Genomic DNA, 15,686 nt, shown 5'->3' with positions numbered 1-15,686 from the left:
CATGGATCGTTGGCAAGACATTCAGCAAGTTGTGGTGGTTGGGCTAGGCATTACTGGCCTTTCAGTGGTCAATTATTTACGTCGCTATCACCCCGCGCTTCAGGTTAAGGTTATTGACACTCGACTCTCGCCTCCAGGTCAAGAGTCTTTGCAACCGGACGTCGCTTTGCACTGTGGTGGCTGGCATATGGACTGGCTACTCGACGCGGATTTGATTGTCACCAATCCGGGTATTGCATTGGCGACGCCTGAAATACAGCAAGCGCTTGCTGCTGGCATTCCTGTTGTTGGTGATATTGAGCTATTTGCTTGGCATGTTGATAAGCCAGTGATTGCCATTACTGGATCGAACGGTAAAAGTACGGTGACCGACTTAACTGGAGTAATGGCGAAAGCGGCGGGCGTGAAAACGGCGGTAGGGGGCAACATTGGTGTGCCCGCACTCGATCTATTAGCGGAAGCGGCTGATCTCTATGTTTTAGAGTTATCGAGCTTTCAGTTGGAAACGACAGATCATTTATCAATAGCTGCGGCGGCATTTTTAAATTTGTCCGAAGATCATATGGATCGCTACTCTGGAATGGCAGAGTATCGCCAAGCCAAGCTACGTATTTTTAATCATGCCAAAACCGCGGTGATTAATGCTGATGATCGACAAACGTCACCGGATGACTTTTCAGGGCCAATACTCAGTGTTGGTTTAGCAAATTCTGCCGATTACTCGCTAGAGATACATCAGGGTGAGGAATATTTATCGGTTAAAGGTACGCCTGTGCTGGCGGTTTCTCAACTGAGCCTTGTTGGGCGACATAATATCGCTAATGCCTTAACGGCTCTCGCACTCTTAGACGCCCTAAATATAGAGTATACCCACGCATTAGAGGCGTTAAAGTCTTACACTGGATTGACACACCGTTGCCAACTGGTTGTAGAGTATGATGGCATTCGCTGGGTCAATGATTCTAAAGCGACTAATTTAGCCAGTACCTTGGCCGCCTTATCGGGCCTTACGGTAGACGGTGATCTTTATTTGCTGGTTGGTGGCGTAGGAAAAGGTGCTGACTTCACTCCTTTGAAGCCTATTTTGGCGACGTTACCCGTTAAATTATGCTGTTTTGGTGTTGATGGGCAACAATTTATGCCATTACACCCTTCAGCGCGGTACTACCCAAGTTTATCCGCGATCCTTGAAGAGATTCATCCGCAATTGAAAGCGGGGGATATGGTCTTACTCTCTCCGGCTTGTGCCAGCTTTGATCAGTTTAACAACTTTATGGCTAGGGGAGACGCTTTCGCGGCGCTAGCTAAACACTACGCCTATACAAAAAGGTAATCTCTGTGTCCATCTCAAGCACGCTAAGCGCTTTCGTTCATTGGCTAAAAACACCGTCACCGACAGCGCTGTTTGATCGGCAGTTAGTTTGGCTTGCGTTAGGATTGATGTTGATTGGTCTTGTCATGGTAACGTCGGCTTCTTTTCCGATCAGCTCTCGTCTAACCGATCAACCCTTTCACTTTATGTTTCGGCATGGGATTTTTTTGATTTTAGCTCTGGGGACATCGGCGATTATTTTGCAGATCCCGGTTGAGCGTTGGATGCGTTATAGCTCGGTGTTTCTTGCCCTCGCCTTTGTATTGCTGATTGTGGTTTTGGTCGCGGGTAAATCGGTTAATGGGGCCTCACGTTGGATCCCACTTGGTTTGTTTAATCTCCAGCCTGCAGAGGTGGCTAAGCTAGCGCTATTTATTTTTATGTCTAGCTATTTGGTTCGTAAACAAGATGAAGTACGCGCCACTTTTTTTGGTGGCTTCATGAAACCGATCATGGTCTTTGCAGCGTTAGCGGTGCTGCTGCTGTTGCAACCAGATTTAGGTACAGTGATTGTCATGCTGGTTACGTTATTTGGCATGTTGTTTATTGCTGGCGCTAAATTATCTCAATTTTTGGCATTAGTCGTCGCAGGCGTGTTAGTCGTGGTTGGTTTGATTGCGGCAGAGCCTTATCGTATTCGTCGTGTTACCTCGTTTCTTGACCCGTGGGAAGACCCTTTTGGCAGTGGCTATCAGCTCACTCAATCCTTAATGGCCTTTGGTCGTGGCGAATGGTGGGGCCAAGGTCTGGGTAACTCGATTCAAAAATTAGAATATTTACCGGAAGCCCATACCGACTTTGTTTTTGCGGTAATGGGCGAAGAGTTAGGATTTGTTGGCGTTAGTTTAGTACTGATGTTGATTTTTAGTTTGGTACTTAAGGCGATGTTGATTGGTCGAAAAGCCTTTGAACATGATCAGCAATTTGGTGGTTATTTGGCGTTTGGGATTGGTATTTGGTTTGCTTTTCAAACCTTAGTTAACGTCGGCGCCGCTTCAGGCATGGTGCCTACCAAAGGGCTAACGCTACCATTGATCAGTTACGGCGGTTCAAGCTTGATTGTTATGTCCGTCGCGGTATCGATTTTATTAAGAATTGATCACGAATGTCGTTTGCAAGATAGAAGAAAAGATAGACATCATGAAGAAAAATAAACGTTTAATGGTCATGGCTGGTGGCACTGGGGGACATGTGTTCCCCGGCTTGGCGGTGGCAAAACAGCTCCAACAACAAGGTTGGGAGATTCGTTGGTTAGGTACTGCTGATCGCATGGAAGCTGAACTGGTTCCCAAGCATGGCATTGCGATTGACTTTATTCGCGTTAAAGGGTTACGCGGCCAAGGTGTATTGCGTTTACTAAAAGCGCCATGGCAAATCTTAAATGCTGTTTGCCAAGCGCGCCGTCATTTGCAAGCGTGGCAGCCTGATGCGGTATTGGGAATGGGAGGCTACGTCAGTGGACCTGGTGGGATTGCTGCTTGGTTGCTGGGTATTCCGGTGATTCTCCATGAACAAAATGCTGTCGCAGGCTTAACCAATCAATGGCTAGCGAAAATAGCCACTAAGGTATTCCAAGCTTTTCCTGGTGCGTTCAGTGATGCTTCGGTAGTGGGTAACCCTGTGCGAACGGATGTCACTCAAATTGCTGAACCAACAGAGCGCTTAGCGGAACGACAAGGTCCGATTCGGATTTTGGTCATGGGTGGAAGTCAAGGTGCACAGGTCTTAAATCAAACCCTGCCAGAGGTCATGGCAATCTTGGGTGACGGTTACCACATACGCCATCAAGCGGGTAAACATCATCATTCTGAAGTCGAGCAAGCTTACACAGATTTAGGTTGTACTCAGTTTGAGGTGACGGAATTTATTGATGATGTCGCAGATGCCTATCAATGGGCTGATTTAGTCGTTTGTCGCTCTGGTGCGTTAACCGTTTCCGAAGTGTCAGCCGCGGGAGTGGCGGCTATTTTTATTCCTTTTATGCATAAAGATCGTCAGCAAGCGCTTAATGCGGATCATCTTGTTTCAAGTGGCGCGGCGTTAATGATCGAACAACCTGAACTGACCAGCGAACGATTAGCGAGTACCATCGCCAATCTCGACCGATCACAATTGTTGACGATGGCTAAGCAAGCCAGACAAGCGGCTAAGCTGAATGCGGATAAAGTGGTTGCCGAGGCGATTATCGCCATCACTGCAGATAAACATGAGAAATGATCAATGACAATTAAACATACTCAAGACTTGGCGCAAATTCGTGCCCTTGTTCCAGAAATGCGTCGAGTAAAGTGTATTCATTTTATTGGCATTGGCGGCGCGGGAATGAGTGGCATCGCAGAAGTGCTACTCAATGAAGGCTATCATATAACTGGTTCTGATTTATCGAGTAATGCGGTGACTGAGCGTTTAGCCAACAAAGGGGCAACGATTTATCTTGGTCATCAAGCACAACATGTATCGCAAGCAAGTGTGGTTGTCGTGTCAACGGCAATTAATGAGCAAAACCCTGAAATCATTGCTGCTCGAGAAAAGCGAATTCCTGTCGTACGACGCGCAGAAATGCTCGCTGAATTAATGCGTTTTCGACACGGTATTGCTGTGGCTGGAACGCATGGCAAAACCACGACGACGGCTTTAGTCACGCAAATCTACTCTGAAGCGGGTCTGGACCCGACTTTTGTCAACGGTGGATTGGTAAAAAGTGCAGGAACTAATGCACGTTTGGGGTCAAGCAGGATATTAATTGCTGAAGCGGATGAAAGTGATGCTTCGTTTTTACATCTGCAACCGATGGTGACGATTGTTACTAATATTGAAGCTGACCATATGGATACCTATGGTGGTGATTTTGAAACCCTTAAGCAGACGTTTGTCGATTTTTTACATAATCTGCCCTTTTATGGTCAAGCGGTATTATGCATTGACGATCCGGTAGTCAGAGAGCTTATCCCTCGTATCAGTCGCCATGTGATTACTTATGGATTTTCGGAGGATGCCGATGTGCGGATTGCCGATTACCACCAACAAGGTCAGCAAGGTCATTTTACCGTGCTGCGCCAAGATAAGGCGGATCTGGCGATTACCTTAAATATTCCTGGTCGACATAATGCATTAAATGCGGCTGCCGCGATTGCCGTTGCCAGTGAAGATGATATTGACGATGATGCGATTTTACGTGCGATGGCGAGTACTCAAGGCACTGGGCGTCGTTTTGACCACTTAGGTGAGTTTGCCACAGGTAATGGCCATGTTATGTTAGTGGATGATTATGGTCATCACCCTACTGAAGTTGATGTAACCATTAAGGCTGCTCGTAATGGTTGGACAGAAAAACGTTTAGTGATGATTTTCCAACCTCATCGTTACACCCGTACGCGTGATCTGTACGATGACTTTGCTCATGTACTTGAGCAGGTCGATGTTTTACTGATGTTGGATGTCTATTCTGCAGGAGAGAAGCCGATCGCTGGAGCTGATGGACGCTCATTGTGCCGAACGATTCGCCGCCGTGGAAAAATAGATCCGATCTTTATTCCAGATAGTGCAGCATTACCTGCAGTTTTAGCCAATATTCTGCAAGATGGTGACTTAGTATTGACGCAAGGTGCGGGTGATATTGGTAAAATAGCCAAACAACTTGCTGCACTGAAATTGGATATTGAGCAGATGCAACAGTGTCTATAAGTTGCATAACTGAGCACTTATGGCAAATAAATGACCATTAAGCACCGATTTCTTTACTTGAGTATTTGATACTTTTCATCGGCTCAGTATAATTCGAGGGTTAACGTCAGTGCTTTTACCTTTATTGAGCAACGATATAGGGAATCACATTGCTAGTCGACATCAGGATCATCGGACTTTGATTAACCATGTGTTAACCGAAAGTCGTCGCTTATCCACTTCATCTCAAGTGAAACAGCATACCGCTTCAGGGTGCTTTTTCCTGATGGTGCTGCTGTTGATAGGCGCTTTGTTGTACTCAACGATCAGTTGGATGTGGGATGAGCATCGTCTGCCCCTTTCCCAATTAGTCTTGCAGGGCGATTTACATTATGTTTCGACACTCGATGTCCAGCGCGCCTTTGCTGAGTTAGACCATATTGGCACATTTATGTCGCAAGATATTGATGTTTTACAGAGCCGAGCACAAGCGATCCCTTGGGTTGCGCATGCTTCTATTCGTAAACAATGGCCAGACACCATTAAGGTTTTTTTAACCGAACATCAAGTGGCTGCGATTTGGAATGGTAATGCACTGCTCAACGATAAAGGTAAGGTTTTCAATGGCGATATCGCCGCGGTAAAACAAGAGTATGTTAAATTGTATGGCCCCGATGACAGTGGTCCGCAAGTACTCGCTGTGTGGCGACAATATAATCCACAGTTTCAAGCGTTAGGGTTAAATATTTCTTCCCTACTATTGAATGAGCGCCGTGCTTGGCAAATTATTTTGGATAATGGTATCCGCTTAGAATTAGGTAAAGAGTCATTAGATGAGCGTATTGCCCGTTTTTTCCTACTTTATAAGCGATTAGGGCAAGATGCTGAGCGAGTCAGTTATATCGATCTCAGATACGATACAGGTGCCGCAGTAGGTTGGTTCTCAGAGCAAGAGTGACAAAGAGAGTTTAAATGACGAAATCGGCCAATGATAGCATTGTAGTTGGATTAGATATTGGTACCGCAACGGTGTCCGCGTTGGTCGGTGAGATCCTACCTGACGGTCAAATTAATATCATCGGTGCGGGCAGTAGCCCATCACGAGGTATGGATAAAGGCGGCGTTAACGATCTGGAATCTGTCGTCAAATCGGTACAACGCGCCGTCGATCAAGCTGAATTAATGGCAGAATGCCAAATAAGTCACGTTTTTTTATCTATATCTGGCCGACATATTGCAAGCCGTATAGAGAAAGGCATGGGAACCATCTCTGATGAAGAAGTCTCCCAAGACGATATGGATCGAGCAATCCATACTGCCAAATCGATTAAAATTGGCGAAGAACAACGGATTTTACATGTTATTCCTCAAGAATTTACCATTGATTATCAAGAAGGGATTAAAAATCCACTAGGATTATCAGGGGTTCGTATGGAAGTGAGCGTCCACCTGATCACCTGTCACAACGATATGGCTCGAAACATTATTAAAGCCGTGGAACGTTGTGGGCTGAAAGTTGAACAGTTAGTGTATTCAGGATTAGCCGCTAGTCATGCGGTGATCACCGAAGATGAGCGTGAACTTGGTGTCTGTGTGATCGATATTGGCGCCGGTACCATGGATATTGCTATCTGGACGGGGGGGGCGTTACGACATACTGAAGTGCTCTCTTATGCTGGTAATGCGGTGACGAGTGACATTGCGTTTGCTTTTGGTACGCCTGTGAGCGATGCTGAAGAGATCAAAGTAAAATATGGTTGCGCATTAAGTGAACTGGTGAGCAAGGATGATACGGTTAACGTTCCGAGTGTTGGTGGACGTCCCTCACGAAGTTTACAAAGACAAACCTTGTCGGAAGTGATAGAGCCTCGCTACACTGAGTTAATGGGGTTAGTGAATCAGATCATCGACACGGTGCAAGATAAGTTGCGCAAAGATGGTATTAAACACCATCTCGCTGCCGGAGTGGTATTGACTGGCGGTGCTGCGCAAATTGAAGGATTAGTCGACTGTGCAGAGCGAGTATTCCGTAATCAAGTTAGGGTGGGGAAACCGCTCGAAGTGAGTGGTCTAACCGATTATGTAAAAGAGCCGTATCATTCTACGGCGGTGGGTTTACTTCATTACGCAAGAGATAGCCAAATAAGTGATGATACTGATTATCAAGAGCCTAAGCGCCAATCAGTATCGAGTTTATTCAGCCGCTTGCGTAATTGGATACAAAAAGAGTTTTAACCTGATAAGCAGGAAAAACGGAGATAACACATGTTTGAACCGATGATGGAAATGTCTGACGATGCGGTAATCAAAGTCGTTGGAGTGGGTGGTGGTGGCGGTAACGCTGTAGAACACATGGTGCGTGAGTCCATCGAAGGCGTGGAATTCATCAGTATCAATACAGATGCGCAAGCACTTCGTAAAAGCAATGTCAGTACGGTTATCCAAATTGGTGGTGACATTACTAAAGGACTCGGCGCGGGTGCTAACCCGCAGGTGGGGCGTGATGCTGCTCTTGAAGATCGAGAAAGAATTAAAGAAATTCTCTCTGGCGCCGATATGGTATTTGTCGCCGCTGGTATGGGTGGTGGTACTGGAACTGGTGCTGCTCCGGTGATTGCAGAAGTGGCAAAAGAACTCGGCATTCTAACGGTTGCTGTAGTGACCAAGCCATTTAGCTTTGAAGGTAAAAAGCGCCTCGCGTTTGCGGAGCAAGGGATTGAAGAACTATCGAAACATGTTGATTCTTTAATTACCATCCCTAACGAGAAGCTGCTCAAAGTATTGGGTCGTGGTATTACCCTACTTGAAGCCTTTGCCAGCGCGAACGACGTACTTAAAAATGCCGTACAAGGCATCGCTGAGTTAATTACTCGTCCAGGTATGATTAACGTCGACTTTGCTGATGTAAGAACAGTAATGTCTGAAATGGGTCATGCCATGATGGGTAGCGGTGTGGCTAGAGGTGAAGATAGAGCAGAAGAGGCGGCAGAAATGGCCATCTCAAGTCCGCTTCTAGAAGACATCGATCTAGCAGGAGCTCGTGGCGTACTGGTTAATATTACGGCTGGCTTGGATATGCGTCTTGATGAGTTTGAAACGGTGGGTAACACGGTTAAAGCTTTTGCATCAGACAATGCGACAGTCGTGATTGGTACTTCACTTGATCCAGATATGGCCGATGAAATTCGTGTAACAGTCGTAGCAACCGGTATTGGTAACGAGAGAAAGCCAGATATCACATTAGTTGCTGGTGGTAGCAAACCGAAAACCACCGCCATTGCTCAACCACAGAACGTTGTTTCGGCGGCTAAAGTGGAAGAGAGAATGGCACAGCCTTTGCAGGAAAAGGTAGAAGTGAAAACTCAGTCAGCATCAACGACGAGTAGTGCTTCTTCTGCAGGCCAAAGTACGGCACCTAAGCCAGAAAAAGAGAGCGGTTATTTGGATATTCCGGCTTTTTTACGTCGTCAGGCTGATTAAAATAGCGCCACAATTTGACACCGTTCAAAATTTTGGTAAGATGTCGGTCGGTTTTTATCGGTCGAGCTTTGTGGCATCGAAATAGAGGCAAGTAGATGATCAGACAACGTACTCTGAAAGAAATAGTGAAAACAACTGGAGTGGGCCTTCACTCTGGTCGTAAAGTCACGCTTACTCTTCGCCCTGCTGCTGCAAACACGGGTATTATTTATCGCCGTACTGATATTAATCCACCTGTTGATTTTCCTGCTGATCCGGCATCAGTCCGAGATACTATGCTATGTACAGCATTAGTGAATGACGATGGTATTCGTATCTCAACCGTTGAGCATCTCAATGCGGCTTTGGCTGGCATGGGAATCGACAATGTTATTGTTGAAGTAGATGCTCCGGAAATTCCTATTATGGACGGCAGTGCTAGCCCATTTGTATATTTACTGCAGCAGGCTGGTATTGAAAAACTGAATGCGCCTAAGCGTTTCATTCGTATCAAAAAACCAATACGTTTCCAAGATGAAGACAAATGGGCAGAGTTACGTCCCCACAATGGCTTTAAAATGGATTTTGAGATCGAGTTTAATCATCCAGCGATTGATGGTGACGAGCAACATCTGGTGTTTGATTTCTCTTCGCAAGGTTTTGTAAAAGAGATTTCTCGCGCTCGAACGTTTGGTTTTATGCGTGACATTGAATATTTACAATCTCAAAACCTCTGCCTCGGTGGGAGTTTTGATTGTGCTATCGTGCTTGATGATTACCGTATTCTGAACGAAGAAGGTTTGCGTTTTGCTAACGAATTTGTCACTCACAAAGTGTTGGATGCTATTGGTGATCTTTACATGTGTGGCCATGCGATTGTCGGTGAGTTCAGAGCTTACAAATCAGGACATGGTCTAAATAACCAGTTACTTCGTGCGCTATTGGCTGACCAAGAAGCGTGGGAATGGGCAACATTCGAAGAAGAAGCAGGATCTCCGGTTGCTTTCGCTGAGCCGAATATGGTTATCGCATGAACGACGAATAAATAAAAAAGCCAGACTCAGTCTGGCTTTTTTATTTATTACTCATCTTGAACAGCATCCTACCTATTTTATGGTTATCTAAAGCGGCAATCTATTAGAAGAACGGCGGTAATAAGTTGCCTCTTAGGGTACTTAATCACATTTTGCCGCTTGAGATTGGAATCGCGATGACCATGTTAATGGCGTTTAGTTGCCATAACAGACTTCGTTCTGATTAAGTAAAATGGTATCTTACGCCTTTGGTGCTATGACCATTGATGATTATCGAGAAAAATCCTTACACTGAGCATGACTTAATTGGCTTAGTGTCTTGAAAATAAACATCTTCAGCACAATATCGAAGGAACATGATTTATCTCAGTATCCTTAGTTGAAGATAGAGAGAGACTGGAAATATTTAAAGCAGATCGGGACGATCCAAGTAAAGAGAGATATATAAAAAATGATAACTAAGCTACTGACAAAGGTGGTTGGCAGTCGCAACGACCGAACCTTGCGCCGTTTAAGAAAAATTGTTAAAGAGATCAATAACTTTGAACCTGCATTTACGGCGCTTTCTGATGATGAGCTAAAAGCGAAAACTATCGAGTTTCGTCAGCGTATTGAGCAGGGAGAATCGTTGGATCAACTGTTACCCGAAGCCTTTGCCACGGTACGTGAAGCCTCTAAGCGTGTGTTTGGCATGCGTCATTTCGATGTGCAATTAATTGGTGGTATGGTACTCAATGCTGGGCAAATCGCCGAAATGCGTACTGGTGAAGGTAAAACACTCACCGCAACATTACCCGCTTATCTTAATGCGTTAGCGGGTAAGGGCGTACATATCGTTACCGTCAATGACTACTTAGCTAAACGTGATGCGGAAACCAACCGTGCCTTATTCGAGTTTTTGGGCATGACCGTTGGGATTAACGTTCCGAATATGCCACCTCATGAGAAAAAACAAGCCTATCTTGCTGATATTCTTTACGGCACCAACAACGAATTCGGTTTTGACTACTTGCGCGATAACATGGCTTTCCGTATGGAAGACCGAGTTCAACGTGAACGCTTTTTTGCGGTAGTGGATGAGGTGGACTCGATCTTAATCGATGAAGCGCGTACGCCATTGATTATCTCTGGCCCTGCTGAAGATAGCTCTGAATTATATACACGAATCAATACACTGATTCCCAATCTCCAACAGCAAGATAAAGAAGACTCTGAAGATTATCGTGGTGATGGTCACTATACCGTGGATGAAAAATCCAAGCAGGTTTACCTGACCGAAACTGGGCAGGAGTTTGTTGAGGAGTTGTTAATTCGTAATGGTTTGATGGAAGAAGGGGATACCTTATATTCTCCGACCAATATTAGCTTATTGCATCATGTGAATGCGGCACTGCGCGCACATGTCTTATTTGAGAAAAACGTCGATTATATTGTTACCGATGATGGTGAAGTAGTTATTGTTGATGAGCATACCGGACGAACGATGCCAGGACGTCGTTGGTCTGATGGCTTACATCAAGCGGTTGAAGCGAAAGAAGGGGTCAAAATTCAAAATGAGAACCAAACCTTAGCCTCTATTACCTTCCAGAATTACTTCCGCCTCTATGAAAAATTATCTGGTATGACGGGAACCGCTGACACAGAAGCTTTCGAGTTTCAGTCGATTTATGGTTTGGAAACGGTGGTTATTCCAACCAATAAACCAATGGTTCGTGACGATATGCCGGATGTCGTGTATCGCACCGAAGCAGAGAAGTTTGCCGCGATCATTGAAGATATTAAATATCGAGTAGAAAAAGGTCAGCCAGTACTGGTTGGTACGGTCTCGATTGAAAAATCAGAGCTACTTTCTAATGCGCTGAAAAAAGCTAAGATCAAGCACAACGTGCTGAATGCGAAGTTTCATGAGAAAGAAGCAGAAATTGTTGCCGATGCAGGTAAACCTGGCGCGGTCACCATTGCAACCAACATGGCGGGTCGAGGTACGGATATTGTCCTCGGTGGGAGCTGGCAAGCACACATTGAGATGTTAGATAACCCAACTCAAGAGCAGATTGATCAAATCAAGGCTGAGTGGAAAAAAGTGCATGATCAAGTCTTGGCCTCCGGTGGTTTGCATATTATTGGTACCGAGCGTCATGAATCTCGTCGCATTGATAACCAGTTGCGTGGTCGTTCTGGGCGTCAAGGTGATGCGGGTTCTTCGCGTTTCTATCTCTCAATGGAAGACAGTTTGCTGCGCATCTTTACCTCAGATCGTATGGCGAGTTTAATTCAGAGTGGTATGGATGAAGGCGAAGCGATTGAAAGCAAAATGCTCTCTCGCTCAATTGAAAAGGCACAACGTAAAGTTGAAGGTCGTAACTTTGATATACGTAAACAGCTACTGGAATACGATGACGTAGCCAATGATCAACGTAAAGTGGTTTATGAGCTTCGTGATGAGCTAATGAAAGTCGATGATATCAGTGACATGATTGAACACAATCGTGTTGATGTGTTTAACTCGGTGATTGATACCTACATCCCACCACAATCGTTAGAAGAGATGTGGGATATCGAAGGTTTGCAAGAGCGCTTGAAAAATGACTTTGATCTTTCTCTACCGATTCAAACTTGGTTAGATGAAGATGACAAGCTTTATGAAGAAGCGTTGCGTGAACGGATTCTGGAACAAGCGGCTACCGTGTACAAAGAGAAAGAGCAAGCGGTTGGCGTTTCAGTCATGCGTAACTTTGAAAAATCAGTCATGTTGCAAACACTGGACACGTTATGGAAAGAGCATCTTGCAGCCATGGACCATCTACGTCAAGGGATCCATTTACGTGGTTATGCGCAGAAAAACCCAAAACAGGAATATAAGCGTGAATCGTTTGAACTGTTTGAAGGTTTGCTTGATTCGCTAAAATCCGATGTGATTGCTATTTTGTCGAAAGTTCGCGTGCAGCAGCAAGATGAAGTGGAACGTATGGAAGCTCAACGTATTGCTCAAGCAGAAGAAGTTGCTCGTCGTGCTCAAGCGCAACATGCAAGTAGCGATAACCAAAACAAAGACGATGGGCATCATCCGATGGTGCGTGAAGAGCGTAAAGTGGGACGTAACGAACCTTGTCCTTGTGGCAGTGGCAAAAAATACAAACAGTGCCACGGTAAAATTGATTAATTTTATTTAATCCAGTAAAAAGAGTCGCTTAGGCGACTCTTTTTTTAAATCTATATCGTATGGGAAAACGCATGAAACGCATTCATATCGTTGCTGGGATTATTGTTAATTCTGAAGGCTCACAGATTTATATAACGAAACGTCCTGATGATAAACATCAAGGTGGTTTATGGGAGTTTCCTGGAGGAAAGGTTGAAGTCGGTGAAAGTATCGAGCAAGCCTTGGGTCGTGAATTGCATGAAGAGATTGGTATCACGGTTACCGAGCAGGCCTTGTTTGAACACCTTGAGTTTGATTACCCTGATAAAGCCTTAATGTTCGATTTTATGCTGGTGACCCATTTTGAGGGACAGCCTTTTGGTAAAGAAGGCCAACAAGGTAAATGGGTAGCGATCAGTGAATTAGCTCGCCATTCCTTCCCAGAGGCTAATGTGGTGATTGTTGAGCGAGTAATGAAAGAGTTACTCTAAGTGCTAGCCAGCATCGAGGATAGTTGTTAGTTTAAGGGCAATGGATAAATCGTCTATCGCGAACCATGGAATGAGAAATGGAGAAAGAAGCAATGATAAGAATTGCGATTGCAGGTGCAGCTGGTCGTATGGGACGCAATCTCGTCAAGGCAAGTTATTATAACCCCAATACTATCGTCGGTGCAGGTTCTGAGCGTCCAGAATCTTCACTAGTCGGTGTTGATATTGGAGAGTTGTGTGGAGAAGGACGCTTTGATGTTGCTTTAGTTGATAACTTAGAGCAAGCCGTGAATGATTTCGATGTAATTATTGATTTTACTGCTCCCTCTAGTACGTTAGCCAATATTGAACTGTGCGAAAAACACCATAAAAAATTAGTCATTGGTACAACTGGATTTGATGAGTCTCAGTTAGCGCAAATTAAGCTTGCCGCGCAACAGGTCTCAATTGTCATGGCTCCGAACTACAGCGTTGGGGTTAACTTGGTGTTTAAGTTATTGGAAAAAGCCGCGCAAGTGATGGGGGATTATTGCGATATCGAGATCATTGAAGCTCATCATCGCTATAAAGTGGATGCTCCCTCTGGAACGGCGATTGGTATGGGAGAAGCGATTGCTCACGCGATGGGAAATAATCTCAGTGATGTTGCGGTTTATGCACGTGAAGGGATCACTGGCGAGAGGGCTCGTCATGAAATCGGTTTTGCCACAATTCGTGCCGGAGATATTGTCGGTGAACATACAGCAATGTTTGCCGATATCGGTGAGCGAGTAGAAATCACTCATAAAGCGACCGATCGCATGACCTTTGCTAATGGGGCCGTCAAAGCGGCTATCTGGTTAGCCGATAAGCCCGCTGGACTTTATTCGATGACCGATGTGCTCAATTTGAATGAGCTTTAATTACATAATTATGCGCTAACTTAGGTTGGCGCATTTTTTTTACCCAAGTTAAACTCCCGTGTTTCCTTTTTTCTAAAAGCCTTTTTATCGATTTTTAGTGTATTAAAATGAAGGTCTTGATGGGCTTTTGTTTTGTAAGCTCTATTTTTGTTTGTTTTGTCCTTTGTTTATCGTTTGCTTTTGTTTTTGGTTTTTTAGTGATTTTTTATACGGCGTGTTTTCCAGGGTTTTTATTTATTTCATCATTATTAGCAGTAAAGTGGAGAGAAAAGTGTTGTTTTGATGGCTTTGGTGTTAGTTTTGTTGGCAAGCTGATAAATAAAAATTTAATTTATCAACGATTGTTGACAGAGATTAGTGTGAACTTTAGAATACCGCCAATTTGTCTAATATAGCCTCAAGCAACGTATCGCTGCGAACAGGAAGGCAGATTTGCGATTTAATTTATATTTAATGCATTTTTATTCTGGAGGTTGTCTTGAGTAAACCAGCACTGTTGGTCCTAGAAGATGGGACAGTGTTCCACGGAGTGTCCATTGGGGCAGAGGGTTTTTCCGTTGGTGAAGTTGTTTTTAATACTTCGATGACGGGGTACCAAGAAATTCTCACTGATCCTTCCTATTCTCAACAAATTGTTACTCTCACTTATCCCCACATTGGTAATACCGGAACCAACTCTGAAGACGAAGAATCCTCTTCTATTCATGCACAAGGCCTTGTGATTCGCGATCTTCCTCTTATCGCTTCTAACTTCCGTAATCAACTTTCTCTCTCTGACTATCTTAAATCACAAAATATTCTCGGTATTGCGGATATTGATACGCGTAAACTGACACGTATTCTACGTGAAAAAGGTGCGCAAAATGGCTGTATTATGGCTGGTGAGCATTGTGATGAAGCGTTCGCGTTAGCGAAAGCGAAAGATTTCCCTGGCTTAAAAGGAATGGATCTTGCGAAAGAGGTTACAACACAAGAAGCGTATGCATGGCAACAAGGTTCGTGGACGTTGGAAGGTGGACTTCCTGAAGCAAAAGACCACAGCGAACTGCCTTATCACGTCGTTGCTTACGATTTCGGAGCCAAGCGTAACATCCTGCGTATGCTGGTTGACCGAGGATGCCGCTTAACCGTTGTTCCGGCTCAAACTTCAGCCGAAGAGGTATTGGCACTGAAGCCTGATGGTGTTTTCTTATCCAATGGCCCTGGTGACCCAGCTCCGTGTACTTATGCAATTGAAGCCACTAAAGTGTTCTTAGAGAAGGGATTACCGGTATTTGGGATCTGTTTAGGACACCAAATTCTAGCCTTGGCTTCTGGTGCGCAGACAGTAAAAATGAAATTTGGCCACCATGGTGCCAACCATCCAGTTAAAGACTTACAGCGTGACGTAGTGATGATTACAGCGCAAAATCATGGCTTTGCTGTCGATGAAGCAAGCTTACCAGATACGCTGCGCGCAACACACAAATCACTGTTTGATGGTTCTTTACAAGGCATTCATCGTATTGATAAACCTGCGTTTAGCTTCCAAGGTCACCCAGAAGCAAGCCCTGGTCCCCACGATGCCGCACCTCTTTTCGATCATTTCATTGAATTAATTAAACAGCACACAGCCTAATTCGG

Annotated in this window: 12 protein-coding genes; all 12 read left to right on the top strand. The window is 44.8% G+C overall.

Annotated features, from left to right (window positions below; genetic code table 11):
* The first annotated feature begins 1 nt into the window (after position 1).
* The 12 genes from murD to carA all read left to right on the top strand — a co-directional run bounded on the left by murD (position 2) and on the right by carA (position 15,681).
* Positions 2 to 1,333: a UDP-N-acetylmuramoyl-L-alanine--D-glutamate ligase gene (gene murD / locus FKQ60_RS10955; RefSeq protein ID WP_154169109.1), complete on the top strand. Its 1,332-nt coding sequence runs from the start codon at positions 2 to 4 to the stop codon at positions 1,331 to 1,333.
* A 5-nt stretch (positions 1,334 to 1,338) separates the two neighbouring features.
* A complete protein-coding gene (ftsW, locus tag FKQ60_RS10950; protein WP_158144257.1) occupies positions 1,339 to 2,526 on the top strand; it encodes a cell division protein FtsW in 1,188 nt (395 codons plus the stop codon).
* Positions 2,513 to 3,589, top strand: a complete 1,077-nt coding sequence (murG, locus tag FKQ60_RS10945; protein WP_170904555.1) for an undecaprenyldiphospho-muramoylpentapeptide beta-N-acetylglucosaminyltransferase — start codon at positions 2,513 to 2,515, stop codon at positions 3,587 to 3,589. Before ftsW ends, murG begins: the two co-directional genes overlap by 14 nt.
* 3 nt (positions 3,590 to 3,592) lie before the next feature.
* Entirely contained in the window at positions 3,593 to 5,056 is a 1,464-nt protein-coding gene (gene murC / locus FKQ60_RS10940; protein WP_004395948.1) for a UDP-N-acetylmuramate--L-alanine ligase, read from the top strand.
* Positions 5,057 to 5,234: 178 nt separating this feature from the next.
* Complete coding sequence (locus tag FKQ60_RS10935; protein WP_040904680.1) at positions 5,235 to 5,993, top strand: cell division protein FtsQ/DivIB; 759 nt, start codon at positions 5,235 to 5,237, stop codon at positions 5,991 to 5,993.
* A gap of 14 nt (positions 5,994 to 6,007) precedes the next feature.
* Positions 6,008 to 7,270, top strand: a complete 1,263-nt coding sequence (ftsA, locus tag FKQ60_RS10930) for a cell division protein FtsA (protein ID WP_004395946.1) — start codon at positions 6,008 to 6,010, stop codon at positions 7,268 to 7,270.
* A 30-nt stretch (positions 7,271 to 7,300) separates the two neighbouring features.
* Positions 7,301 to 8,515, top strand: coding sequence for a cell division protein FtsZ (gene ftsZ, locus FKQ60_RS10925; protein ID WP_004395945.1), 1,215 nt, complete (start codon positions 7,301 to 7,303; stop codon positions 8,513 to 8,515).
* Positions 8,516 to 8,610: 95 nt separating this feature from the next.
* Positions 8,611 to 9,528 carry a UDP-3-O-acyl-N-acetylglucosamine deacetylase gene (gene lpxC / locus FKQ60_RS10920; RefSeq protein ID WP_004395944.1) on the top strand — a complete coding sequence of 306 codons (918 nt, stop codon included), beginning with the start codon at positions 8,611 to 8,613 and terminating at the stop codon, positions 9,526 to 9,528.
* Positions 9,529 to 9,979: 451 nt separating this feature from the next.
* Positions 9,980 to 12,691 carry a preprotein translocase subunit SecA gene (gene secA, locus FKQ60_RS10915; RefSeq protein WP_040904679.1) on the top strand — a complete coding sequence of 904 codons (2,712 nt, stop codon included), beginning with the start codon at positions 9,980 to 9,982 and terminating at the stop codon, positions 12,689 to 12,691.
* A gap of 71 nt (positions 12,692 to 12,762) precedes the next feature.
* Positions 12,763 to 13,161, top strand: coding sequence for an 8-oxo-dGTP diphosphatase MutT (gene mutT, locus FKQ60_RS10910; protein ID WP_004395942.1), 399 nt, complete (start codon positions 12,763 to 12,765; stop codon positions 13,159 to 13,161).
* A 92-nt stretch (positions 13,162 to 13,253) separates the two neighbouring features.
* Complete coding sequence (gene dapB / locus FKQ60_RS10905) at positions 13,254 to 14,063, top strand: 4-hydroxy-tetrahydrodipicolinate reductase (RefSeq protein WP_040904912.1); 810 nt, start codon at positions 13,254 to 13,256, stop codon at positions 14,061 to 14,063.
* A gap of 478 nt (positions 14,064 to 14,541) precedes the next feature.
* Positions 14,542 to 15,681, top strand: a complete 1,140-nt coding sequence (gene carA, locus FKQ60_RS10900) for a glutamine-hydrolyzing carbamoyl-phosphate synthase small subunit (protein ID WP_040904677.1) — start codon at positions 14,542 to 14,544, stop codon at positions 15,679 to 15,681.
* Positions 15,682 to 15,686: the final 5 nt, after the last annotated feature.

Origin of the sequence: Vibrio sp. A11 (genome assembly GCF_013048705.1) — a bacterium.
Lineage (GTDB): Bacteria > Pseudomonadota > Gammaproteobacteria > Enterobacterales > Vibrionaceae > Vibrio > Vibrio metschnikovii.
Note: the sequence above shows the minus strand (reverse complement) of the source record. Positions and strands in the feature narration are given on the sequence as shown.